The sequence below is a fragment of the Micromonospora sp. A200 genome, assembly GCF_029893845.1.
In the GTDB taxonomy this organism is placed as follows: Bacteria; Actinomycetota; Actinomycetes; order Mycobacteriales; family Micromonosporaceae; genus Micromonospora; species Micromonospora purpureochromogenes.
The window spans coordinates 61,788-84,170 of sequence record NZ_JARXXY010000016.1 but is presented as its reverse complement, the minus strand read 5'-3'; the positions used below and the strand labels follow the sequence as shown (position 1 = coordinate 84,170).

Genomic DNA, 22,383 nt, shown 5'->3' with positions numbered 1-22,383 from the left:
CCGGTCAGGCCCGGCGGTGCACCAGGCGGCCGGCGACCACCGTGGCGAGGCAGGTGCCGTCGGCGGCGAAGACGGCCAGGTCGGCGCGGCCGGCCGGCACCAGCGCCGGCGGGCGTACCCGGTCGAGCACCACGACGTCGTTGCGGGCGGCGGCGGCCCGCAGCTCCGGCTCGGTGACGTGCGCGGCGAGCACCGCGGCGACGCCGAGCCGGAACAGCGCGTGCACCCGCTCGCGCGGGCTCGGTGCGGGCGGCAGGGGCCCGTCGTGCACCAGCGCCGGCCCGAGGGTGCCGGCCCACCGCCGCACCCGCGCCTGCGGGTACGCCTCCGTCAGCTCGTCGAGCGGCGCGACCGCCTCGATCCGGTTCCCGGTGACGAGCACCGCGCGGCCGGGGACCGGCTCGTCGTCCGGCGTCGACCGCAGCAGCGTGGCGGCGTGGATGGTCCGCACGGTCAGTCGCTGACCGGCCCGAGCAGCGGGCGCTTGGCGGTGACGGTGTCGCCGGAGGACCGCCCGGTGAGCCGCCGCTTGATCCACGGGGCCAGGTGCTGGCCGGCCCAGCGCAGGTCGGCGGCGCGAGCGGCCAGCCAGGGCGTGGGAGCCGGCTGCGCCGGGACCAGCAGCCACTCCTCGTCGCAGCCCACCCCCAGCGCCGTCAGCACCTGGGCGGCGACCCGCCGGTGCCCGGCGGCCGACAGGTGCAGCCGGTCGGTGCTCCACAGCATCGGGTTGAGGAAGGTGTCGTCGGCGTACAGGTCGACCAGGATCGCGCCGTGCCGCTCGGCGGTCTCGCCGACCGCCCGGTTCATCAGCTCCATCCGGGGAGCGACGAGGCGCTGGCCGGGCAGCCGCGCCATCACGTCGGCGAACCGGAACAGGATCACGTCGGCGCCGCCGGAGCGGAGCTGCCGCACCACGTCGTCGAAGCGGGTGACCAGGGTGTCCGGGTCGAAGTTGCGGCGCAGCGCATCGTTGCCGCCGGCCGCGAAGCTGATCAGATCCGGCTTCATCGCCAGCGCGGCGGGCACCTGCTCGGCCACCACACTGGGAAAGAGCCGGCCCCGGATCGCCAGGTTGGCGTACCCGAAGTCCGGGCCGGCCTCGGCGGCCAGTCGGGTCGCCACCAGGTCGGCCCACCCGCGGTAGGTGCCGTCCGGGTACGCGTCGTCCATGCCCTCGGTGAAGCTGTCCCCCACCGCGACGAAGCTGCGCCAGCGCACGCCGCCTCCCTAACGTCTTCGTTGCCTGCGGCGACCAGTCTGTCACCGGGTCGGTTCCCGGCGCTGCCACCCGTCGGGCGAACGTGGCGGAGGTCATCGATCCGGTTCCACCAGCGAACCGATCCGGTCAGCTCACCGGTCGTCGTCCGGAGGCTCGACGATCGGCCGCCGGTACGGCCCCCACGCGACGAACCGGGCGAACAGGTCCCGTGGAGTGGGCCCGTCGTGCGGGTTCAGCTGGAACAGGTCGTGGGTGGCCTCGTGATAGAGCCCGGAGAGGTAGATGGCCAGCTCGACCGGCTGATCGGCGTACTCGATCTTGAGGAGCAGCCGAGCCTCGGCGCAGGGCCACGGCAGGCCGCAGCCGCGGCACACCCAGAGCGGGCGGATCGGCAGGTGCGGTGGGCGGTCCGGCGGGTACGCGCGAGGCCGATCGGCGTGCGGGCCGAGGCGGGGTACCGGGAGTTGGCTGAAGATCATCGGCCGCTCCCGTTCGCCCGCGCGGCCCAGCACCGTAGCCAGTGAAACGGTTGGCGCATCTCGACCTCCTTCGGACGTGGGGCGGGGCCGCCCCTGCACGGGGGGTCACGGGCGGCCCCGGAGCGGGCCGGACGGCAGGCGACCCGCTAGGTGACAGTCTGGTGAGGACGCGACTACCGTCGGAAGGCATCGACGCCGGCCGGGGCGAGGTCCGGTCAGCTCTTCCGGCCACGGGGACGGGCCGTGGAGACGCCGAGGGAATCGTGGAGGAAGTGTGGAAGGCGAGCCGACCGCCGAGCTGATCCGGTCCCAACTACGCCGGCTGCGGGTGAACGCCGAGCTGAGTCAGGAGGAGTTCGGGAAACTCGTCCACTTCTCGGGTTCCCAGGTCTCCGCAGTCGAGCTGGGCCAGCGCCCGCTCGACCGGTTCTTCCTCAAGCGGGCGGACGAGGTGCTGGGCACGGGTGGGCTGTTGACGTCGCTGCTCAAGCTCGCGGAGCGGGACGGGCAGCCGAGCTGGTTCCGGCCGTGGCTGGAGGCGGAGCGGCAGGCGCAGCAGCTCCGCTGCTACCAGCCGAGCATCATTCCCGGCCTGCTACAGACGGAGAACTATGCCCGCGCGGTGATCCGAACGAACGACATTCTGAGCGACGACGAGGTGGAGAAGCGGCTGGCAGTCCGAATGGATCGGCAGGCCATTCTCCTGCGGACGGAAGCACCTCAGTTCGTGGCCGTGATCGAGGAAGTCGTTCTCCGTCGTGCCGACGAAGGCTTCCGAGGGCTCATGACCCAGCAGATCGCGCACCTCATCGAGTGCGTTGATCGCCCGCACATCAGCGTCCACGTCATCCCGGCCGAGGTCAGCGTGCATGTTGGACTAGCCGGGCCATTCACCCTGGCGCGAACCACGGACGGCGGATGGGTTGGTCACCTGGAGAACCAGCTCGGCGGCGTAGTGGTCGATACCGATGACGATGTGGCTATCCTGCTGGCGAGGTGGGAGAGCGTCCGCAGCGAGGCCCTGCCTCGCCGGCAGTCGACCCTGCTGATGAAGGAAGTGATGACGTCATGGACCTGACCGGCGCTACCTGGCGCAAGTCCACCCGCAGTGCTCAGGGCGAGTGCGTGGAGGTGGCCGACAACCTGTCCGGCGTCGTCGGCGTCCGCGACAGCAAGGACCCGGCCGGCCCGGTGCTCACCTTCGACCCGCAGACCTGGCGCGCCTTCGTCAACTCCACCAAGCAGAACTGACAGTCGGGGCCTGCCCACCTACTGACCGAACGTGAATCGCAGGTTCGCGTTGATCAGCTGGTTGAGTCGCTTACGCATGTGCCCTAACAGCGCCGGCTCCGGCAGCGGCTCGGCCAGGAACAGGGTCCAACGCAGGTCTGTCCCGCCTCCGCCGCCGGGCAGGAGGTCGAACCGTACCCTCGCGTCCGGCCGCTTCCGCCAGATCGAAGACCACACGACGAGGTGCGGTACCTCGATGCTCAGCGTTTGCGGTCGATCCTCGTCATCGAGCAGCAGCAACCAGGGGCGAGCCGGATCGTGATTCGGCTCCGTCAGTGCCTCGAAGATCACGTGGGGCGGTGCGGGCTGGTTTCGCTTGCGGGAGCCACCGTCGAGCATGCCCAAGGCTAGACAACCGGCCGCGCTCGCTGCCGGGACGGATCACGAAAGCTCTGGTGATCGGGAAGCCTGCCGTTCATTGATCCACCGAGACAGTCCCTCCCGACCACGGTACGCGGCAATGCCGGTCACCAGGACGGTGATGAGAACCGTCCAGAACCAGAACCGGCCTCCCACCCCGCCCGGCGGCCTCGCGTCGCGGATGCGCCCGCCGCTGATCACGCCGTCGGCCACGTCGACGGCGAGCACCTGCTCCGGGGCGGTCATCATGGCGCGCGGCGCGGCGGCCCCCGGCGACAACGCCAGCACCCGCACACTGCGGACGTTGGGATACGCCGTGCGCTGGTCCATCTCCAGGGGCTGGTCGAACCGGTCCGGAGACAGCGGTTCGGGCTGGTACGCCACCACCACCGCCGACCCGTCCGGGCCCCAGCCGAGCAGCCGGATCGCGGTCACGCCGGTCACGCCGGGCAGGCGGAGCGGGTCGGTGTCCCGACCGGTGCGAGGATCGACCCGGCGCAGGCTCCAGGTGGTGCTACCGCCCTGCCGGGTGACGAGCGTCAGAGCCCCATCCTCCGTCCACGCCCCTTTGCCGCCGAGCCAGGACTCGGCGGGCAGCCCGAACGAGGATATTTCCCGGCCGTCCAGATCGGTGACGGCCACCCTGCGTCCGTACTGGTAAGCCAGCCGGGTCCCGTTCGGGGCGAAGGCAACCGCGGAGCCGAAGTGTGCTTCCTGAGCACCGTCGGCGAACTGGGTCCACCGTTCGCCGTCGAGCGTCACGAGGCTCAGCACGGAGGTGTAGGTCGCGCCGTTGAAAGCCACCGGCTTGTCGTCGCGGACCACCAGGTGCCCACCATCCGGCGACCACGCCAGCGGGACGGTCGACACGCTGTCGGCGACCTTGCTGGGCAGTCGCCGAGTGCGGCCGGCAACCAGGTCGACGATGTCGATGCGCGGGTCGTCCTGCGACCCGGCCGGCCTGGCCACGTACCGGCCGTCGGCGGAGAGCAGGATCTTCTCGCCGGCCGGAGCCTCGTAGCCGATGGACATGATCCGGTACCGGTCGGAGTCGGCGCTGACGATCCCGACGATCCCGTTCTCGTCCCAGCCCTGCAGGCGCGGCGCCTGTCCGCTGAAGATGACCGACGCGGAACCGAGGCGGGGCCGATCGGTGGCGTGCAGCGTACCGATCGGGGGCAGCGCGATCCGGTCGGGCAGCGCAGCGTCCGCGTTGGCCGCTGGATCGACCGCGGGGGTACGCCCCGGCGGCAGCACCAGCCCGACCAGCACGACCAGCATCAGTGCCGCACCGGCCGCGAGCGCCACGCGGCGGCGGGATCGGCGGGCGGTGGCGAGCGCCCGCTCGTACACCGGATAGGCGGGAACGTCGGTCGCGGCGGTGTGCAGGGCCTCGCGCAGTCGTGACGTCATCGCGGGCTCCTCTCAGCTGTCCGGTCGACCAGGTCGGGGGCGATGGCTCGCAGCCGTCGCACCGCGTCGTGGCCATGCCGTTTGACCGTGCCGACCGAGCAGCCGAGCACGTCGGCAACCTGGGCCTCGGTCAGGTCCTCGTAGAACCGCAGCACGATGACGGCGCGCTGGCGCGGGCTGAGTTGGCGCAACGCGGCCGCCAGGCTCAGCCGCAGCGCGGTGGCGTCGGTGTGGTCGGCGGCGGGTCGGTCGGTGGGTTCCGACTCCAGCCGCTCGGTCAGTCGGCGGCGTCGCCACCAGGAGACCTGCTGGTGGTACATCACCCGTCGCACGTACGCGTCCGGGTCGCCGCCACGGATCCGCCGCCAGTGCCGGTACGTCCTGGCCAGGGCGCTCTGCAACAGGTCCTCGGCGAGCTGGTGATCGCCGGTGAGCAGGTAGGCGGTCCGGGACAGGGCCGGCGAACGGTGCACCACGAACTCGTGGAACGTCTCGGTCATGCCCACCCCCTCACCAGACAAGACGCCTGCGGTCGGTTCGATGGTTGGGGCCGGGTGCATGTGTGGCCGGAGCAGATCGTGCCCGACAGCTCACCAGGGCGGAGGCTCCGATCCCTGACCCGACGAGGGCGGGCCGCCCCGGAGGACGGCCCGCCCCTGTCGTACCCGATGGGTCAGTCCACGGCGGCGATGATCTGCATGGACGCCAGGCTGCTCGGCTCCGGCTTCTCGGCGACCTTCTTCCCGGCCTTGTCGACGAGGATCAGGGTGTACCGGCCGCCGCTGCGCACCCGGGCCACCAGCGAGCCGTCCGCCTGGAAGTACGCCTGCCGCAGTTCGCGGCCACCCAGCGGCAGGGTCACCACATTGCCCGTCCGGGTGTCGAGCACGGCGTTGGCCGACAGACTGCGAGCCGCGTCGCCATAGGTGCCGTCGCGGTCGATCCGGTACAGCGCGATCCGCCGCCCGTCGGGGGAGATGCTGGCGACGTCGAAGCAGACGTACCGGCTGCCCTTGCTGCCGAGGCCCGGGATGGTGCGCCGCCCGGCGCCGGTGCGGTCGGTGACGACGACGGTGCCGTTCGAGCCGTCGGCGAAGGCCACCGTGCCGTTGGCGGCCCAGACCGGGTGGCAGCCGTCGAAGCCGGCCACCTCGGTGAAAGCACCGGACGACACGTCCAGCAGGCCGGCCTTGGAGAAGCTGCCGTCCGCCGCGCCCAGCCGCACGGTGAGCTGCCGGGAGTTCGGCGACCAGGTGGGCGACCAGCACATGTTGTCGACCAGGTCGTGGAGCTTGCGCTTGCCGGAGCCGTCCAGGGCGGAGGTCCACAGCGCGCCGCCGTCCTCCACCCAGGCCACCCGGCGGCCGTCCGGCGAGACAGCGGCGTTGAGCTGCGCCGGGTTTACCGGCAGGGCGAGCCGCCGGACGGGGGTGCCACCCGGCGTCCACGAGTAGAGGTGGGCGGTGTCGGCCCCGCCCGAGCTGACCGGGCCGTAGTGGAGCCGGCCGAAGGTGGCGCTGCTGGCGGGCTGGCTGCTGGTCGACGTGGCCGGCGGGGCGATCGACGGGCTGCCGGAGGGCGACGGGGTCGGGGACGCGGTGGGCGACGGGCTGGCGGTGACCGGCGGCGTGGTGCCGGGGATCGGGTCGGCACCCCGGTTCGGCAGGAACGCGAACGCGGTGCCGGTGGCCGCGCCGAACAGCACCACCGCCGCGGCCGAGGTGGCGATCGCGCGCTGGATGCCGATCCGGCGGGACGTCCGCAGGGCGCGGTCCCGCAGGTCGACCGGGGTGACCTCCTCCGCCAGGTCGGCGAGGTCGAGCCGGAGACGCTGGTCGTTCATCGGGCGCTTCCTTCCAGGACGTACAGCTCGGCGAGTTCGGGTGCGACGATGCGCAGCTTGGCCAGTGCCTTGGAGGTCTGGCTCTTGACGGTGCCGACGGTGACGCCGAGCAGCTCGGCGGCCTCGGCCTCGGTGCGGTCCTCGAAGAAGCGCAGCACCAGCACGGCCCGCTGCTTCGGGGAGAGCTTGGCCAGGGCGGCCCGCAGGGTCAGCCGCAGGGTGGTCTGGTGGGCGTGGTCGGGGCCCGAGTCGCCTCCGCGTGGTTCGGGCAGCTCGCCCGTCATCGACTCGGGCACCCGCCGGCGTCGCCACCAGGAGACCTGCAGGTGATACATGATCTTGCGGGTGTACGCCTCGGCGTTGCCGCTGTCGTGCAGCCGGCCCCACGAGCGGTGGGTACGGGCGAGTGCCGACTGGACCAGATCCTCAGCGAGGTGCTGGTCACCGGTCAGCAGGTAGGCCGAGCGCAGCAGCGCCGGCGTCCGGGTACGGACGAACGAGTCGAACTCACTCAGGAGAGGGTCCACACGAGCCGATCCTTGGGGTAGTCGTTGATGCTCTTCCAGACGCCACCCCGGGGTCGCCGGGTTGCCGTCCGGGCGACCGATGTACGCGACAAGTTTCGGCACCGACCCGGGTAATGGCGTCGCCGGCCCCGCCGCGCCGGTCGTACGCTGCGCTGATGCTGCTACGTACGTCGACCCTGCTGCTGCGGACCCTGCGCGAGGATCCGGCGGACGCGGAGGTGCCGAGCCACCGGCTCCTGCTGCGCGCCGGTTACATCCGTCGCGCCGCGCCGGGCGGCTACACCTGGCTGCCGCTGGGCAAGCTCGTGCTGGACCGGGTCACCGAGATCGTCCGGTCGGAGATGACCGGCATCGGCGACCAGGAGGTGCACTTCCCGGCGCTGCTGCCGGCCGAGCCCTACCGGACCAGCGGCCGGTGGACCGAGTACGGCGACGACATCTTCACCCTGGCCGACCGCAAGGGCGCCGAGCACCTGCTCGCCCCGACGCACGAGGAGATGGCCACCCTGCTGGTGAAGGACCTCTTCACCTCGTACCGGGACTTCCCGGTGACGCTGTTCCAGATCCAGACGAAGTTCCGCGACGAGGCCCGGCCCCGGGCCGGACTGCTGCGTGGGCGCGAGTTCCTGATGAAGGACGCCTACTCGTTCGACCTCGACGAGGCCGGCCTCCAGGAGTCGTACGAGCGGCACCGGGCGGCGTACCGGCGGGTCTTCGACCGGCTGGGGCTCGACTACACGGTGGTGCACGCGACGTCCGGGGCGATGGGCGGCTCGGCGTCGGAGGAGTTCCTGGCCGCGACGCAGGTCGGCGAGGACACCTTCGTCGGTTGCACGGAATGCGACTACGCGGCGAACACCGAGGCGGTGACCACCCCCGCCCCGGCCGCCACGGACCCGGACGCGCAGCGGGCCAGCGAGGTCCACGACACCCCGGAGACACCCACCATCGCCTCGCTGGTCGAGCTGGCGAACACCCGCCGGCTGGCCGACCGGGACGACTGGACCGCCGCCGACACCCTGAAGAACGTCGTGCTGAGCGTGCGCCGGCCGGGCGCGGAGTCGTCGGAGCTGCTGGTCATCGGGCTGCCCGGCGATCGGGAGGTGGACCTGAAGCGGGTCGAGGCGACCCTCGCCCCGGCCACCGTGGCCGTCTTCGACGACTGGACCGCCCATCCCGAGCTGGTCCGCGGCTACATCGGGCCGCAGATCATGGCGAAGTTCGGCATCCGCTACCTGGTCGACCCGCGGGTGGTCACCGGCACCGCCTGGCTGACCGGCGCCAACGAGCCGGGCCGGCACGCCACCAACGTGGTCGCCGGCCGCGACTTCACCCCGGACGGCACCATCGAGGCGGCCGAGGTGCGCCCCGGCGACCCCTGCCCGGCCTGCGGCACGGGTGAGCTCACCATGCGCCGGGGCATCGAGATCGGGCACATCTTCCAGCTCGGCCGCCGCTACACCGACGCCTTCGCGCTCGACGTGCTGGGCTCGGCCGGGAAGCCGGTCCGGCCGACCATGGGCTGCTACGGCATCGGGGTCTCCCGGGCGGTGGCCGCGATCGCCGAACAGCACCACGACGAGCGGGGACTCCGCTGGCCGGCGGCGATCGCGCCGGTCGACGTACACCTGATCGCCACCGGCAAGGGGCCGCAGCTCGACGCGGCGCTCGACCTCGGCGGGCGGCTGTCCGCCGCCGGCCTGCGGGTGCTGGTCGACGACCGGGTGAACGTCTCCGCCGGGGTGAAGTTCACCGACGCGGAGCTGATCGGCATCCCGCGCGCCGTCGTGGTCGGCCGCCGGCTCGCCGACGGGTACGTCGAGCTGCGCGACCGGGCCGGCGACGAGCGGGTGGAGCTGCCGGTGGAAGGGCTGGTCGAGCGGCTGGTCGACGAGGTGGGCCGCGCACTCGGCAACCGGGTGTAGCCGGCGCGCCACCGGGTACCGCTGCGGGATCGACCAAGGGTGTTTTCGGAGGCTCTCATGTACCGGGTCAGTGACGTGATGACGAAGCAGGTGGTCTACCTGTCGGCGGAGACCACCCTGGACGAGGCGGCCAGGGTGATGAAGGAGGCGGACATCGGCGACGTGGTGGTCACCGACGGCGCCACCCTCGCCGGCGTGCTGACCGACCGCGACATCGTGGTGCGGGCGGTGGCCGAGCGCAGCGACCCGTCGGCCACCACCATCGGCTCGATCACCACGCGGGAGGTGGTGATGATCGAGCAGCACTCGACCGCCTCGGAGGCGGCGTCGCTGATGCGCGAGCGCAACATCCGGCGGGTGCTGGTCTGCGACAACGAGCGCAAGCTGGTGGGCATCGTCTCCCTGGGCGACCTGGCCATGCAGCTCGACCCGACCTCGGCGCTGGCCGACATCAGCGAGGCGGCGCCGAACGCCTGACCCGTGATCGACCCGGTGCCCCTCGCTCTCGTGGGCGTGGCGGTGCCGGGTCGATGGCCGCCGGCCGCGACCTTCGTCACCGGAAGCCGGGCCGCCGATCGCCGACCGCCGGGCGTCCCGGGCGGGCGGCGGTAGCCTGGCGGGATGCCCGAGATGCCGACGAAGCTGGCCGAGATCGTCGAGGAGTTCGCCGCCGCACCCCGCGACGTGGTGCTGGAGATGCTGCTCGAATACGCCGACGTCATCCCGCCCCTGCCGCCGGGCGTGGACCGGGAGGGCATGGAACAGGTGCCCGAGTGCCAGACCTCGTTCTTCCTCCGCGCCGAGGTCAACGCGGATCGGACGGTGAGCACGATCTTCGACTGCCCGCCGGAGGCGCCCACCACCCGCGCCTTCGCCGGCATCCTCGCCGAGGGCCTGGACGGGGCGAGCACCGAGCAGGTGCTGGCCGTGCCGGACGACCTCTACCAGCGGATGGGGTTGGCCCAGGCGATCAGCCCGCTGCGGGTGCGCGGCGGCACCGCCATCCTGGCCCGACTCAAGCGCCAGGTCCGGGAACAAGCGGGCTGAGCTGGGTGTTCAGCCCGGTTATGGAGATCGAGATCTACGCCGACGTGGTCTGCCCCTGGTGCTGGATCGGCAAGCGCCGGCTGGAGCAGGCGTTGGCGTCGTACGGCGGTCACGTGACCGTCCGCTACCGCCCCTTCCAGCTCGACCCCACGCCGGTGACCGAGCCGAAGCCGCTGGTCGAGGCGCTGGCCGCGAAGTTCGGTGGCCGGGAGCGGGCGGCGGCGATGTTCGCCCAGGTCACCCAGGTCGCGGCCGGGGTGGGGCTGGACCTGCGCTTCGACCGCGCGGTGCAGGCCAACACCTTCGAGGCGCACCGGCTGATCCGGTACGCCACCGAGCGCGGCCTGGCCGAGGAGATGGTCGAGGCCCTCTACGCGGCGCACTTCACCCACGGGGTGGACCTCGGCTCGCGGGACGCGCTGGTCGAGCTGGCCGGCAAGGTCGGCCTGGACGAGACCGAGGTCCGCGACCACCTCGACTCCCCGGTCGGGCGTCGCGAGGTGGCCGCCGACCTGACCGCCGCCCAGCAGCTCGGGGTGAGCAGCGTGCCCACCTTCGTGCTGGCCGGCAAATACGCTGTCACGGGCGCGCAGGAGCCGGAGACGCTGCTGGCCGCGCTGTCCGAGGTGGAGCGCCGCGAGTCGGGCGCCTGACCGGGCATCGACCCCCGTGATGTTTCACGTGCAACCACATCGACGGGCGTGACGAGCTGGGCCGGCTGGGCCGGCCGATCGGCTAGGCCGGTCGGGCCAGTCCTTCGACGACCCGGGCGCCGGGCAGTGCGCCGAGCGCCGGGCCGGGCAGCGCGATCTTGCTGTGCCGGACACCGGATCCGATGATCACGTGCGGAGTCGCGATCACCCGGGAGTCGACCAGGATCGGCCAGCTCTCCGGCAGGCCGATCGGGGTGATCCCGCCGTACTCCATGCCGGTCAACTCGACCGCGTCGGCCATCGGGGCGAAGCTCGCCTTGCGCACGTCGAGCGCCCGCCGGACCACCCCGTTGACGTCCGCCCGGGTGGTGGCGAGCACGACGCAGGCGGCGTAGCGGATCTCCCCCTCCCGCTTGCCGGCGACCACGACGCAGTTCGCCGACACGTCCAGCCCCACCTCGTACGCCGCGCAGAAGGCGGCGGTGTCGGCGAGCGTCGCGTCGATCGGGGCGACCAGCACGTCCTCGACGTCCACCGGAGCCTCGACCGGCCACTGCGCCAACGCGGCGGCGACCGGCGACGCCAGCAGGTCGGTTCGGGTGCGGGCAGGCTCGGTCTTCAACGTCCCCATCACGGTTGCGATCCTCGCACCCGCCGCACTGATCCGCCCGCCGGCCGGCGGGGTTGATCCACCCCGCTTGCGGCGTGTCGCGGTGTCCCACGCTGCCGAAGCCGCGACACGCCGCAAACGGGGTGGATCACGCCGGCCCGGAACGGCGGCTCAGCTACCGCTGAGGAAGGCGTTCTCGCGCATGAAGGCGCGGTCGTCGACGGAGGCCGACTGGGCGGCCCGCAGCACCTGCGGCCGGCGGGCCTCCAGGTCCTCCATCCCGTGCCGGACGGCGAGCCGGATCACGCCGTAGAGGAAGACGAACCCGAAGACGTAGAGGATGACGGTGGCGATGACGATGAACATGGCGCCACGGTAAGGCGAACGTGAACGGCGGGAGGTTTCATCTCCGGCCGGTTCCCCCGTACGTGTCAGCGAGGTGATCCGCCCAGGTCCGCCGGCCCGTCGGGGTGGCCGTGGTGGTCAGCCCGCCCGCGCGCAGCGCGCTACCCAGCCGGCCGGGAATCCGCACCGGCAGCAACGGCCGGCGCGAGCCCCGGGCCGCCCGCCAGGCGCGGACCGCCTCGTCGAAGCGGAGCACCTGCGGACCGCCGTACTCCTCGGTGCCGCCCAGCGGGCCGGCGGTGAGCCGTTCGCTGAGCCGGCCGGCGACCTCGTGCTGGTCGACGGGCTGGGCGAGCACCGCCGGGTCGCCGATCACCGGGCCGAGCCGACTCGCCGTCCGCAGCAGCGCGTCGAGGAACGGCGGGAACTGGGTGGCCCGCAGCACGGTCCAGGGCACCGGGCCGGCCGCCACCACCCGCTCGGCGGCCAGCTTGTGCCGGTAGTAGGCGTAGGGCACCCGGTCGACGCCGACGATCGAGACGTACACCAGGTGGGCGACGCCGGCTGCCCCGGCGGCGACGGCCAGGTCACGGGTGCCCAGCACGTCCACCCGGTGGGTACGCCGACTGTTCGGCAGCGACGCCAGGTGCAGCACCGCGTCCACGCCGTCCACCGCCTCGGCCAGCCCGACCCCGGTCTCCACGTCGGCGACGACCCACTCCGCCGCCGGGTCGTGCCGGGGCCGCCGGCTCATCGCCCGCACGTCGAACCCGTCCGCCCGCAGCCGGGGCAGCACCGCCCGCCCGAGCGTGCCACCGGCACCGGTGACCAGCACCTTCATTCCCGACTCCCTTCGGTCGACAGCTCGACGGAACTGGCGGGCCGATCGTGACGTCACCTGATCAGGTCGGCCCCGGTCATCAGGATGAAGAAGGCGACGACGATCTCGCTGACGATCCAGGAGTGGCGGTCGGCCCAGTTCCGCATCCTCGGCAGCGCGCGCTCGGCCCGCCGACCGAGCAGCAGCAGCGCCAGCAACGGCAGGGCGAGCAGCAGCAGGGTGAGCAGCACGAACGGCACCAGGTGCCACCAGGGCAGGTCGTACCGGACGACGTTCGCCCCCACGGTGGCCATGGTGAGGTCGTCGACGGGCATCGCCACCATGATCAATAGGCCGAGCCGGAACGCGTACCCGGGGCCCGCGTGCCGCAGCCGGCTCATCCAGGCCGGCTGACCTTTCGAGTGCCGGCGCAGGAACACCACCGCGGCCAGCGCCACGAGCAGCGCCAGCGCCACCTGGCCGATGGCGGTCCTGATCTCCTCACGAGGGCCGGCCCCGACGTCCTCGGCGAGGCCGGTCACGCGCCGGGTGACCAGCCAGGCGGTCGTCGTACCGGCGACCACCACGACCGCCGCGCCGGCCAGGAAGCCCAGCGAGGCCTGCCGCGGGCGCTCGCCGGAGGCGAGGAAGACCGCCGCGACCAGTTGCGTGCCGGCCACCATGACCACGGCCAACGGCAGGACGGTCAGGAAGCTCATCGCCTTCCCATCCTCCCGGCCCACCCCGCCGGCCAGGGCCGATTCGCCGCATCACCCGACCGCCGGCGAGGCGCGGCGGGTCAGCGGGGTACGGCGGGCACCACCCGCCCGACGAGCAGCAGTCCTAGCAGGCCGCAGCCCGCCGCGACCGCCAGCATCCCCGCGTAGTCGACCGGACCGGGCGCCGCCCCGGCGGCCAGCACGGTCCCGGTGAGCGCCAGCACCGTGGCGGCGAAGAGCGAGTCGCCCAGTTGCAGCGACGAGCTGTTGCGCCCCTGCTCACCGGGGGCGGACAGGTCCAGGGTGAGCACCGACAGGGACGGGAAGAGCAGGCCCATCCCGGTGCCGGCCACCGCCCAGCCCGCCACCGCGACCGCCACCGGCACGGCCGGGGCGACCGCCAGCGCGACCGTCGCGGTCCCCACCGTGATGCAGGCCAGCCCGGCCCGGGGGAACGCCGCCGAGGAGCGGGGCGTCGGCAGCCGCCCCTGCAACCAGGAGCCGGCCGACCACGAGACCGCCCCGACGGTGAGCACCAGACCCGCGGCGGTCGGCGTGAAGCCACGCTCGCGGGAGAGCATCAGCGGGATCATCACCTCGGCGCCGGTGAACGCCGCCGAGGCCAGACCGCGCAGGCCGATCACGGTGGGCAGCCCACGCGCCGCCCGCAGGAACCCCGCCGGCAGCAGCCGGGGCGCGCAGCAGGCCAGGCCGACCAGCGCCAGCACCACCAGCGGTACGGCGAGCGCGCCGCGCTGCTGCCCCCCGTGGTGCAGCAGTGCGGCGCTCACCCCCGCCCCGGCCGCCCAGCCGATCCTCGCCAGCGCCCCCGCGGGCGCCCGACCACCGACCGGCGCGGGCAGGGTGCGCAGGCCGGAGTGGACCAGCAGCGCCGCCGGGACCGCGACCGCCGGCACCACGAGGAAGACCCAGCGCCACCCCAGGTGCTCCACGATCAGCCCGGCCACCGCCGGCCCGACCAGCGACGGTACGACCCAGGCGGCGGCGAACGCCGCGAACACCCGCCGGCGCAGTTCCTCCGGGTACGCCTGCCCGACCACCACGTACAGCGCGACCGAGAGCAGCCCGGAGCCGAAGCCCTGCACGGCCCGGCCGACGACGAGCTGCCCCATGGCGGTGGCGGTGCCGGCCAGCAGCAGCCCGGCCACGAAGAGCCCGACCCCGCTCCACATCGGCACCCGGGGACCCCGGGCGTCGCACCAGATGCCGGAGAGCACCATCGCGAGCACCCCGGCGGCGAACGTGCCACCGAAGGCCAGCGCGTACAGGGCGAGACCGTCCAGCGCCCGGGCGACCGTGGGCATCGCGGTGCCGACCGCCAGCGCCTCGAACGCCAGCAGGGAGACCAGGGCGACGCTGCCCACCGTCATCGCCCGCAGGCGCGGGTCGTACAGGCGGGCGGCCGGGGCGACCGGCGGCGTGGCGGTGGCCGTCACCGGCCCGACCGGGCCCGGCGAGATGTGATCGACATGGGCTCAGCCTGCGACCTCAACCCGGGTTGAGGTCAACCGTGAGCCCGGTCTCGTCAGGCCGACTGCAACGCCTCGCCGAGCCCCTTGGCCAGGCCGGACATGTGCTGGTCGGCGAGGACGTGACCGGCGGTTATCACCAGCGCCAGAGGCCACTCGATCACCTGGAGGGCGGCCAGCACCCCGAGCCCCGCGTAGTAGGCGAGCTTGTCCGGCGGCGGCACCGCCATCTCGCCCATCATCGGGACCTGCACCCGGCGGGTGTACGCGCGGACCATCTCCTGGCCACCGCCGCCCCCCACCGGCGCAAACTTCCCTCCTTCCGACGGCATAACGGGCGGCTCGCCGGGAAGCCAGGCCGCCTGACGAGCGCGGGAGGCGAGATGGCGTACGGCAGCAGCGGCGGGCACGGCGGGGAGCGGGGCCGGCGGCTCGGCCGTACCGCTCGATGACGGCGCTGGGCCGGGTCGCCGACCGCGTGCTCCCACCGGTGCCACCGCTGGTCGCCGACGCGTCCCGTACCGTCGGCTCGGCCGCGTCGCGGCTGGTCCGCGCGGTCGGTCTGACCCAGCGCCGGGTCTGGTCGCGCGGCGGACGGCACCACATCGAGGTGCACGGCGTCTGCCAGGACGGCGGCGACCGGCTGGCCCGGCAGGTCGAGACGGAGCTGGAACGGATGCCCGGGGTGACCTGGGCCCGGGTCAACGCGCCGTCCGGCCGGGTGGTGGTGGCCGTCGAGGAGCCGAAGCCCCGGCTGCGCGACCTGATCGCCACGGTGGCCCGCACCGAACGGGTCTGCCCGCACGAGCCGGATCCGGAGATCCCGCCCCCGCACCCGCCCGAGGAGGGGCCACGGACGCCCCGGACCCTCGGCGCGCTCGCCTCCGACGCGTTCGGCCTGACCATCTCGGCGGCCACCCGGATCCTGCCCTTCACCCCGGTCCCCGGCGAGGTGGCCGGCCTGCTGGGCGCGATCGACCTGCACCCGAAGCTGCACGCGCTGGCCGACCGGGGGCTGCGCGCCGACCCGCGCGCCGAGGTGCTGTTCCCGCTGGCCGAGGCGGTCGTCCAGGGGCTCACCGGCGGCTGGACAGGCATCGCCCTGGACAGCGTGCAGCGGATCGTGCAGTGGGGGGAGGCGCGGGCGCAGCTCGCCGCCTGGAACAAGGCCGAACCGCGGCTGACCGGCGACCCGGAGCGGGCCGTCGCCCGCTCGCCCGCCACTGAGCGGGGCCAGCCGAAGGCCGACGGCCCGGTCGAGCGGTACAGCAGCTGGGCGCTGGCCGCCGGTGCGGCGGCCGGGGCCGCCGCGGTGCCGGTCGTCGGCGGCAAGCGCGCCGCCGCGCTCGCCCTGTCCTCGCTGCCGAAGGCCCCGGGCAGCGGCCGCGAGGGGTACGCCGCGCAGCTCGGCCGGATGCTCGCCCGGCGCGGCGTGATCGCGATGGACCGCAGCGTGCTGCGCCAACTGGACCGGATCGACACGGTGGTGCTGGACGCGGCCGTGCTGGGCTCGGCCCGGGGCGTGCTCGCCGGCCTGGCCCCGCTGGGCGGCGCGGCGACCGGCGAGGTGGCCGCCCGCGCGTTCGCCCTCTTCGACCCGGACGACCCGGACGGCTCGCGGGAGGCGGACGGCTGGCGGCTCGGCCCGCTCGACGGCCTCGACGTGACCGATCCCGGGGACACCCCGGAGAGCAGCCGGCTGCGCGAGGGCGGCGCCCCGCTCCTGGGGCTCGCCCACCACGACACCCTCGCCGCCGTCATCCGGGTCGAGCCGGAGCCGGCGCCGGGCGTCGACGCGCTGCCCACCGCCGCCCGGCAGGCCGGCCTACGGCTGGTCGTGGCCGGCGACGACCCGCAGCGGTACGCCTTCGCCGACACCGTCCTGCCCGGCGGCCACCGCCTCGCCGAGTCGGTGCGCACCCTGCAACGCGAGGGCGCGGTGGTGCTGGTGGTGTCCGGTGACCGGGCGGCGCTCGCCGCGTCCGACTGCGGCCTCGGCGTCGCCGACGCGGAGGCGCTGCCGCCCTGGGGCGCCCACCTGCTGGTCGGCACCGACCTGCGGATCCCGGCCCTGGTCATCGAGGCGGCGGGGGTGGCCCACCGGATGACCCGGCAGAACATCCGGCTCGCCATGGCCGGCGCCGGCCTCGGCGCGCTGGGCGCCTTCACCGCCGACCGGCGGGAGCTGCCCGGCCGCAGCCTGGCGGCGGTGAACGGGGCGGCCGCGCTGGCCTTCGCCCACGGCGTCTGGCGGGCGCACCGGCTGCCCCACCCGGACGGCGCGCCCACCCCGGCCACCACCGCGTGGCACCTGATGCCGGTGGACACCGTGCTGCGGCAGCTCGACACCACTCCCAGCGGGCTGGCCGAGGCCGAGGCGCGCCGCCGGCACACCGCCGGCACGGGCGCGGGGCCCGCCGCGGGCGGCGGCCTGCTACGCGCCTTCGTGGACGAACTGTCCAACCCGCTCACCCCGGTGCTGGTCGCCGGGGCGGTGCTCTCCACCGCGTTCGGCTCGCTGGTCGACGCCGCCCTGGTCGGCGGGGTGGTGGGCGGCTCCGCGCTGATCGGGGCGGTGCACCAGCGCAACACCGAACGGTCCCTGGCCGAGTTGCTCTCCCGTACGGAGATCACCGCCCGGGTCCTGCGCGACGGGGCCGAGCGGGTGCTCCCCGCCGAGGAACTGGTGCCCGGTGACGTGGTCACGCTCGGGCCGGGCGACGCGGTGCCGGCCGACTGCCGGGTGCTCACCGCCGACGGGCTGGAGGCGGACGAGTCGTCGCTGACCGGGGAGTCGCTGCCGGTCGGCAAGACCGTCGAGCCGGTGGTCGCCGCCGCCGTGGCGGACCGTCACTCGATGCTCTACGAGGGGACGACCGTCGCCGCCGGACACGGCACCGCCGTGGTGGTGGCGATCGGCGCCGAGACCGAGTCCGGCCGCAGCCTCGCGCTGGCCGGGCAGGCACCGCCGGCCAGCGGGGTGGAGGCCCGGCTCAGCAAGCTGACCAACGCGGCGCTTCCGCTGGCGGCCGGATCGGCGATCGCGGTGGCCGGGGCGGGGCTGCTGCGGGGCGTACCCCTGGCGGAGACGGCGGCGACCGCCGCGAACCTGGCCGTGGCCTCGGTGCCGGAGGGGCTGCCGTTCCTGGTCAGCGCCGCGCAGCTGGCCGCGGCCCGGCGGCTGGCCGAGCACGGCGCACTGGTCCGCAACCCACGCACCATCGAGGCGCTGGGCCGGGTCGACGTGCTCTGCTTCGACAAGACCGGCACCCTCACCGAGGGGAGCCTGCGGCTGGCCGGCGTCGGCGACGACGGCCGGTACGCCCCGGTGGACCGGCTCGACGACGGGCTGCAACAGACCCTCGCCGCCGCGTTGCGGGCCACCCCGGCCGCCGACGACCCGGACGAGCTGCCGCAGCACACCGATCGGGCGGTCCGGCGCGGCGCCCGCGACGCCGGGGTGCTGGAGCAGGTCGGCGCGGACGGCTGGGCGGCGGTCGGTGGGCTGCCCTTCGAGCCGTCCCGCGGCTACCACGCCACCGTCGGCCGGACCGGTGACCGGCTGCTGCTCAGCGTGAAGGGAGCGCCGGAGACGGTGCTCCCTCGGTGCAGCGCCTGGCGTACCCCGGGTGGCCGGGACGAGCACCTGGACGACGACGGACGGGCCGGGCTGCACGCGATGCTCGCCGACCGGGCTCGGGCCGGGCACCGGATCCTCGCCGTCGCCGAGTGCCGGGTCGGCGCCGAGACGGTCACCGACGACCAGGTGGCCGACCTGGTCTTCGTCGGCTTCCTCGCCCTCGCCGACGGGGTGCGCGAGAGCGCCGCCCCGGCCGTGCGCCGGATCCGGCAGGCCGGCGTGCACACCATCATGATCACCGGTGACCATCCAGCCACCGCCGAGGCGATCGCCTCGATCATCAGCGACGGCCACGACGCGCAGCGGGTGGTGACCGCCACCGAGCTGGACCAACTCGACGACGACGCGCTGGGCGAGCGGCTGGCCCGCACCGACGTGGTCGCCCGCTGCACCCCCACCCACAAGGTGCGGATCATCCAGGCGTTGCAGAAGTGCGGCCGTACCGTCGCGATGACCGGCGACGGCGCCAACGACGCGCCGGCGATCCGGCTGGCCGACGTGGGCATCGCCCTCGGCCAGCGGGGCACCCCCGCCGCGCGGGCCGCCGCCGACCTGGTGGTCACCGACGACCGGCTGGAGACCATCATCGCCACCCTGGTCGAGGGGCGGGCGATGTGGTCCTCGGTCCGCCACGCGCTGAGCATCCTGGTCGGCGGCAACCTCGGCGAGATCGCGTTCAGCGTGCTGACCGCCGCCGCCACCGGCCGGTCCGCGTTGACCGGGCGGCAACTGCTCCTGGTCAACCTGCTCACCGACCTGGCGCCGGCGCTGGCCATCGCGGTCCGGCCACCCGGCGCCGACCACGCCGACGGGCTGCTGCGCGAGGGTCCGGACACCTCCCTCGGCGAGACGATGACCCGGGAGATCGGCCTGCGCGCGGCGGCCACCACCCTCGGCGCGACCGCCGGCTGGACGGTCGCCCGGTACACCGGACGGCGCAAACGGGCCGGCACGGTGGCGCTGGTGTCGCTGGTCGGCACCCAGCTCGGGCAGACGGTGCTGGCCGGCGGCACCAGCCCGATGGTGCTCGCCTCCACCGCCGTGTCCCTCGGCGTGCTGGGCGCGGTGGTGCAGACCCCCGGGGTGAGCCAGTTCTTCGGTTGCACCCCGCTCGGGCCGGTCGGGTGGGGCATCGCCGCCGGCTCGGCGCTCGGCGCCACCTTCGCCAACGGCGCGCTGACCCGCCTGGTCGAGCGGTTCCCGCCGACCGGCGACGGACCGACCGGGTCGGCCGGGGACGGACCGGCCGGCCCGTCCCCGGCCGACGAATCGGCCGGGGACGGGCCGGCCGAGGAGAGCCACAGCGCCGGGTCCGCTGAGGAGCCGTCCGGTCGGTAGGGCGGCGGGCCGCATGGCCGCGCCCGTCCCGGGTACCGGCCGGGTGGAGGTGGGACACGTGGATACGGATCAGCCAAACGTGACGTTCATCGGCACCGCGACGACGGTGCTCCGGATCGGGGGCTTCACCCTGTTGACCGATCCGAACTTCCTGCACCGGGGCCAGCGGGCGTACCTGGGCAAGGGCCTGTGGTCCCGCCGCAGCACCGAGCCGGCGCTGACCATCCCCGAACTGCCCGCGCTGGACGCGGTGGTCCTGTCCCACCTGCACGGCGACCACTTCGACCGGGTGGCCCGCAAGGGGCTCGACCGCGAGCTGCCGATCATCACCACCCAGGCGGCCGAGCGGAAGCTGCGCAAGTGGGGATTCCGGGCGGCCGAAGGGCTGCCCACCTGGCGGTCACGGGAGTTCAGTCGGGGTTCCAGCACCCTGCGGCTAACCTCGTTGCCCGGTCAGCACGGTCCGGGGGCGCTGGACCGGCTGCTGCCCGACGTGATGGGCACGATGATCGACCTGGACCGGGACGGGACGCGCCGGTTCCGCCTCTACGTCACCGGGGACACCCTGCGCCGCCCGCAGCTCGCCGAGATCCCGCAGCGCTTCCCGGACATCGACGCGATGCTGATCCACCTGGGCGGCACCCGGATCGCCGGCATCCTGCTCACCATGGACGCGAAGCAGGGCGCCGACCTGGTCGAGCTGATCCGGCCGAAGCTGACCGTGCCGATCCACTACGACGACTACCCGGTGTTCCGGTCGCCGCTGCGGCACTTCGTCGAGGAGGCCAAGCGGCGCGGGCTGGTGTCGGGGGTGCGCACCATCCTGCGTGGCGAGACCGTGCCGCTGACCGGCTGAGCTGCGGTTTCCGTACACCGATCGCCGCCGTCCGGCGTGGAGCCGGAGGGCGGCGATCGATGATGGGACGGGATCAGGAGCGCTCGGAGATGGCCTCGATCAGGTCGCCCACCGGGCGCTCGGGCAGCGACCGGGCCACGTCGGCCACCGCCACGATCCCGACGAGCTCGTGCCCGTCGATCACCGGCAGCCGGCGCACCTTGTGCTGGCCCATCGTGCGCAGGATCTCCGCGGCGTCGTCGTCGGCGCCGATGGTCACCGCCTCGCCCTGGGCCAGCTCACCGGCCGTCACGTTGGCCGGGTCCTTGCCCTGCGCGAGAACCTTCACCACGATGTCGCGGTCGGTGAGCATGCCCTTCAGCTTGTTGTCGGCGCCGCAGATCGGCAGCGCGCCGACGCCCAGCTCGGCCATCCGCTTGGCGGCGGCCCGCAGGTCGTCCTGCTCACGGACGCAGGTCACGTCGTTGGTCATGATGTCGCGTGCGGTCGGCATGGGACACCTCGCTTTCCGGGGGTTGGTAACTGAATCGGTACCCCCGGTCCGCGGGACCATGCATCCGAGCGTCAGCCGGCCGGGTCCCAGGTGGCGGCGGCGCGGCGCAACCGGTCGTTGATCGCGCGGCCCACCCCGGTGTCGGGCGCCGCCTCCGCCAGGATCTCCGTCACCCCGGCCGCGTCCAGCCGGTGCAGGGCGTCGAAGAGCCGGGCGGCGGCCTCGGTCACGTCCCCGGCGGGCGAGAGGACCTCGACCGCCGCGTACCCGTCGGCCGGCCGCTCCCGAAAGGCCAGGAAACCGCGCCGGCCGCCGTCGGCCGGCGCCGGCTGCGCCCCCGTCACCACCCGCAACGGGGTACGCGGCGCGTAGTGCGCGGCCAAGGTGCCCGGCGCCACCGGCTGCCCGGAACTGCCCGGCCGTACGCTCACCGGCCCGACCGCCTCGACCAGCTCCTCCAAGGCGAGCGCACCGAGGCGCAGCACCACCGGCTGCGCGCCGCGCGCGTCGACGATGGTCGACTCGATCCCGCACCGGGTCGGCCCGCCGTCGAGCACCACGTCCACCGCCGCGCCGAGCCCCTTGACCACGTGCTCGGCCCGGGTCGGGCTGAGCTGCCCGAAGCGGTTCGCGCTCGGCGCCGCCACCGGCACCCCGGCGGCCCGGATCAGGGCCCGCGCGGAGGGCTCGTCCGGCACCCGGACGGCCATGGTGTCCAGTCCCGAGGTGACGATCGGCGGAATCTCGGCCGGCCGGTCCACGATCAGCGTGAGCGGCCCCGGCCAGAACCGCTCGGCCAGCGCGGCCACCGCCGGCGGCACCGGCCCGACGAGCTTCTCCAGGTCGGCGGCGTCGGCCAGGTGGGTGATCAGCGGGTCGAAGCTGGGCCGGGCCTTGGCCTCGAAGATCCGGGCGGCGGCCCGGGCGTCCAGGGCGTTCGCGCCGAGGCCGTAGACGGTCTCGGTCGGGAAGGCCACGAGTCCGCCGTCGCGCAGGACGGCGGCGGCCTCGGCGACGCCGCTGTCGGCGGGCAGGACGCGTGGGGATCCGGTGCTCACGCCCCGACGCTAGCCTGCCGACGTACCGGTCCTCCGGTCGGCCGCGCGATCACCCGCCCTCGGCCCGGCACGCCCCGCCCCGGAACTCCACCCCCGGCATGTCGTCGGCGTGGGGTCGCTCATCGACTGTTGCGTGAGCGGCGGACCGCCCAGACCCCGCCCACGATCGCCGCCGCGGTCGGCAGGAGCACACAGATCATCAGAACCAGCAGATGCCACAGCTTGAGAGCGACCATGGCGCAGAGGATAGGTAGC

24 protein-coding genes are annotated in these 22,383 nt (G+C 74.1%); 8 read left to right on the top strand and 16 right to left on the bottom strand.

Features of this window, described 5'->3' with window-relative positions:
- Positions 1 to 4: 4 nt before the first annotated feature.
- From M2302_RS17320 to M2302_RS17310, 3 genes are all read right to left on the bottom strand, one after another.
- A complete protein-coding gene (locus M2302_RS17320) occupies positions 5 to 451 on the bottom strand; it encodes a hypothetical protein (protein WP_280838909.1) in 447 nt (148 codons plus the stop codon).
- 2 nt (positions 452 to 453) lie between these two features.
- Positions 454 to 1,221 carry an SGNH/GDSL hydrolase family protein gene (locus M2302_RS17315; RefSeq protein ID WP_280838908.1) on the bottom strand — a complete coding sequence of 256 codons (768 nt, stop codon included), beginning with the start codon at positions 1,219 to 1,221 and terminating at the stop codon, positions 454 to 456.
- A gap of 132 nt (positions 1,222 to 1,353) precedes the next feature.
- Positions 1,354 to 1,701, bottom strand: coding sequence for a hypothetical protein (locus M2302_RS17310; protein WP_280838907.1), 348 nt, complete (start codon positions 1,699 to 1,701; stop codon positions 1,354 to 1,356).
- A gap of 274 nt (positions 1,702 to 1,975) precedes the next feature.
- Here M2302_RS17310 and M2302_RS17305 point away from each other — a divergent pair, with 274 nt between their 5' ends.
- Entirely contained in the window at positions 1,976 to 2,779 is an 804-nt protein-coding gene (locus tag M2302_RS17305; protein WP_280838906.1) for a helix-turn-helix transcriptional regulator, read from the top strand.
- Complete coding sequence (locus tag M2302_RS17300) at positions 2,770 to 2,952, top strand: DUF397 domain-containing protein (RefSeq protein ID WP_280838905.1); 183 nt, start codon at positions 2,770 to 2,772, stop codon at positions 2,950 to 2,952. Before M2302_RS17305 ends, M2302_RS17300 begins: the two co-directional genes overlap by 10 nt.
- Before the next feature lie 18 nt (positions 2,953 to 2,970).
- On the opposite strand, the gene M2302_RS17295 is transcribed toward M2302_RS17300, so the two are convergent.
- From M2302_RS17295 to M2302_RS17275, 5 genes are all read right to left on the bottom strand, one after another.
- Positions 2,971 to 3,330: a hypothetical protein gene (locus M2302_RS17295; protein ID WP_280838904.1), complete on the bottom strand. Its 360-nt coding sequence runs from the start codon at positions 3,328 to 3,330 to the stop codon at positions 2,971 to 2,973.
- A 42-nt stretch (positions 3,331 to 3,372) separates the two neighbouring features.
- Positions 3,373 to 4,764: a hypothetical protein gene (locus tag M2302_RS17290; RefSeq protein WP_280838903.1), complete on the bottom strand. Its 1,392-nt coding sequence runs from the start codon at positions 4,762 to 4,764 to the stop codon at positions 3,373 to 3,375.
- A complete protein-coding gene (locus M2302_RS17285) occupies positions 4,761 to 5,264 on the bottom strand; it encodes a SigE family RNA polymerase sigma factor (RefSeq protein ID WP_280838902.1) in 504 nt (167 codons plus the stop codon). The genes M2302_RS17290 and M2302_RS17285 overlap by 4 nt, the downstream gene beginning before the upstream one ends.
- A 173-nt stretch (positions 5,265 to 5,437) precedes the next feature.
- Complete coding sequence (locus M2302_RS17280; protein ID WP_280838901.1) at positions 5,438 to 6,607, bottom strand: hypothetical protein; 1,170 nt, start codon at positions 6,605 to 6,607, stop codon at positions 5,438 to 5,440.
- The gene (locus M2302_RS17275) at positions 6,604 to 7,134 is read right to left on the bottom strand and encodes a SigE family RNA polymerase sigma factor (protein ID WP_280838900.1); all 531 of its coding nucleotides are present in this window, start codon (positions 7,132 to 7,134) and stop codon (positions 6,604 to 6,606) included. The genes M2302_RS17280 and M2302_RS17275 overlap by 4 nt, the downstream gene beginning before the upstream one ends.
- A gap of 155 nt (positions 7,135 to 7,289) precedes the next feature.
- Here M2302_RS17275 and M2302_RS17270 point away from each other — a divergent pair, with 155 nt between their 5' ends.
- The 4 genes from M2302_RS17270 to M2302_RS17255 all read left to right on the top strand — a co-directional run bounded on the left by M2302_RS17270 (position 7,290) and on the right by M2302_RS17255 (position 10,759).
- Complete coding sequence (locus M2302_RS17270) at positions 7,290 to 9,059, top strand: proline--tRNA ligase (protein WP_280838899.1); 1,770 nt, start codon at positions 7,290 to 7,292, stop codon at positions 9,057 to 9,059.
- A 57-nt stretch (positions 9,060 to 9,116) separates the two neighbouring features.
- A complete protein-coding gene (locus M2302_RS17265; RefSeq protein WP_210773569.1) occupies positions 9,117 to 9,536 on the top strand; it encodes a CBS domain-containing protein in 420 nt (139 codons plus the stop codon).
- A gap of 144 nt (positions 9,537 to 9,680) precedes the next feature.
- Positions 9,681 to 10,106: a SufE family protein gene (locus tag M2302_RS17260; RefSeq protein WP_280838898.1), complete on the top strand. Its 426-nt coding sequence runs from the start codon at positions 9,681 to 9,683 to the stop codon at positions 10,104 to 10,106.
- Positions 10,107 to 10,126: 20 nt separating this feature from the next.
- Positions 10,127 to 10,759: a DsbA family oxidoreductase gene (locus M2302_RS17255; protein ID WP_280838976.1), complete on the top strand. Its 633-nt coding sequence runs from the start codon at positions 10,127 to 10,129 to the stop codon at positions 10,757 to 10,759.
- An 82-nt stretch (positions 10,760 to 10,841) separates the two neighbouring features.
- On the opposite strand, the gene M2302_RS17250 is transcribed toward M2302_RS17255, so the two are convergent.
- The 6 genes from M2302_RS17250 to M2302_RS17225 all read right to left on the bottom strand — a co-directional run bounded on the left by M2302_RS17250 (position 10,842) and on the right by M2302_RS17225 (position 15,021).
- A complete protein-coding gene (locus tag M2302_RS17250; protein ID WP_280838975.1) occupies positions 10,842 to 11,390 on the bottom strand; it encodes a YbaK/EbsC family protein in 549 nt (182 codons plus the stop codon).
- 150 nt (positions 11,391 to 11,540) lie between these two features.
- On the bottom strand, positions 11,541 to 11,735 hold the full coding sequence (locus M2302_RS17245; protein WP_280838897.1) for a hypothetical protein: 195 nt from the start codon (positions 11,733 to 11,735) through the stop codon (positions 11,541 to 11,543).
- Between the two features lie 37 nt (positions 11,736 to 11,772).
- Positions 11,773 to 12,555: an NAD(P)H-binding protein gene (locus tag M2302_RS17240; protein WP_280838896.1), complete on the bottom strand. Its 783-nt coding sequence runs from the start codon at positions 12,553 to 12,555 to the stop codon at positions 11,773 to 11,775.
- 53 nt (positions 12,556 to 12,608) lie between these two features.
- Positions 12,609 to 13,253, bottom strand: a complete 645-nt coding sequence (locus tag M2302_RS17235; RefSeq protein WP_280838895.1) for a GAP family protein — start codon at positions 13,251 to 13,253, stop codon at positions 12,609 to 12,611.
- 80 nt (positions 13,254 to 13,333) lie between these two features.
- Positions 13,334 to 14,710: an MFS transporter gene (locus M2302_RS17230; protein WP_280838894.1), complete on the bottom strand. Its 1,377-nt coding sequence runs from the start codon at positions 14,708 to 14,710 to the stop codon at positions 13,334 to 13,336.
- 89 nt (positions 14,711 to 14,799) lie between these two features.
- The gene (locus M2302_RS17225; protein WP_348529427.1) at positions 14,800 to 15,021 is read right to left on the bottom strand and encodes a hypothetical protein; all 222 of its coding nucleotides are present in this window, start codon (positions 15,019 to 15,021) and stop codon (positions 14,800 to 14,802) included.
- 170 nt (positions 15,022 to 15,191) lie between these two features.
- On the opposite strand from M2302_RS17225, the gene M2302_RS17220 reads away from it, so the two are divergent.
- Both M2302_RS17220 and M2302_RS17215 read left to right on the top strand, forming a co-directional pair.
- Positions 15,192 to 19,721, top strand: coding sequence for an HAD-IC family P-type ATPase (locus tag M2302_RS17220; protein ID WP_280838892.1), 4,530 nt, complete (start codon positions 15,192 to 15,194; stop codon positions 19,719 to 19,721).
- 58 nt (positions 19,722 to 19,779) lie between these two features.
- The gene (locus M2302_RS17215) at positions 19,780 to 20,577 is read left to right on the top strand and encodes an MBL fold metallo-hydrolase (RefSeq protein WP_280838891.1); all 798 of its coding nucleotides are present in this window, start codon (positions 19,780 to 19,782) and stop codon (positions 20,575 to 20,577) included.
- Between the two features lie 73 nt (positions 20,578 to 20,650).
- Here the strand turns inward: M2302_RS17215 and M2302_RS17210 are convergent, their stop codons facing one another.
- Positions 20,651 to 21,070: a CBS domain-containing protein gene (locus M2302_RS17210; RefSeq protein WP_280838890.1), complete on the bottom strand. Its 420-nt coding sequence runs from the start codon at positions 21,068 to 21,070 to the stop codon at positions 20,651 to 20,653.
- 71 nt (positions 21,071 to 21,141) lie between these two features.
- A complete protein-coding gene (locus tag M2302_RS17205; protein WP_280838974.1) occupies positions 21,142 to 22,104 on the bottom strand; it encodes an L-threonylcarbamoyladenylate synthase in 963 nt (320 codons plus the stop codon).
- Between the last annotated feature and the right edge of the window lie 279 nt (positions 22,105 to 22,383).

Coding starts and splice junctions, on each gene's coding strand:
- M2302_RS17310 (WP_280838907.1), bottom strand. CDS start 1,701: ATGATCTTCAGCCAACTCCCGGTACCCCGCCTCGGCCCGCACGCCGAT.
- M2302_RS17300 (WP_280838905.1), top strand. CDS start 2,770: ATGGACCTGACCGGCGCTACCTGGCGCAAGTCCACCCGCAGTGCTCAG.
- M2302_RS17295 (WP_280838904.1), bottom strand. CDS start 3,330: ATGCTCGACGGTGGCTCCCGCAAGCGAAACCAGCCCGCACCGCCCCAC.
- M2302_RS17290 (WP_280838903.1), bottom strand. CDS start 4,764: ATGACGTCACGACTGCGCGAGGCCCTGCACACCGCCGCGACCGACGTT.
- M2302_RS17285 (WP_280838902.1), bottom strand. CDS start 5,264: ATGACCGAGACGTTCCACGAGTTCGTGGTGCACCGTTCGCCGGCCCTG.
- M2302_RS17280 (WP_280838901.1), bottom strand. CDS start 6,607: ATGAACGACCAGCGTCTCCGGCTCGACCTCGCCGACCTGGCGGAGGAG.
- M2302_RS17270 (WP_280838899.1), top strand. CDS start 7,290: ATGCTGCTACGTACGTCGACCCTGCTGCTGCGGACCCTGCGCGAGGAT.
- M2302_RS17265 (WP_210773569.1), top strand. CDS start 9,117: ATGTACCGGGTCAGTGACGTGATGACGAAGCAGGTGGTCTACCTGTCG.
- M2302_RS17260 (WP_280838898.1), top strand. CDS start 9,681: ATGCCCGAGATGCCGACGAAGCTGGCCGAGATCGTCGAGGAGTTCGCC.
- M2302_RS17255 (WP_280838976.1), top strand. CDS start 10,127: ATGGAGATCGAGATCTACGCCGACGTGGTCTGCCCCTGGTGCTGGATC.
- M2302_RS17250 (WP_280838975.1), bottom strand. CDS start 11,390: ATGGGGACGTTGAAGACCGAGCCTGCCCGCACCCGAACCGACCTGCTG.
- M2302_RS17245 (WP_280838897.1), bottom strand. CDS start 11,735: ATGTTCATCGTCATCGCCACCGTCATCCTCTACGTCTTCGGGTTCGTC.
- M2302_RS17240 (WP_280838896.1), bottom strand. CDS start 12,555: ATGAAGGTGCTGGTCACCGGTGCCGGTGGCACGCTCGGGCGGGCGGTG.
- M2302_RS17235 (WP_280838895.1), bottom strand. CDS start 13,253: ATGAGCTTCCTGACCGTCCTGCCGTTGGCCGTGGTCATGGTGGCCGGC.
- M2302_RS17225 (WP_348529427.1), bottom strand. CDS start 15,021: ATGGTCCGCGCGTACACCCGCCGGGTGCAGGTCCCGATGATGGGCGAG.
- M2302_RS17220 (WP_280838892.1), top strand. CDS start 15,192: ATGACGGCGCTGGGCCGGGTCGCCGACCGCGTGCTCCCACCGGTGCCA.
- M2302_RS17210 (WP_280838890.1), bottom strand. CDS start 21,070: ATGCCGACCGCACGCGACATCATGACCAACGACGTGACCTGCGTCCGT.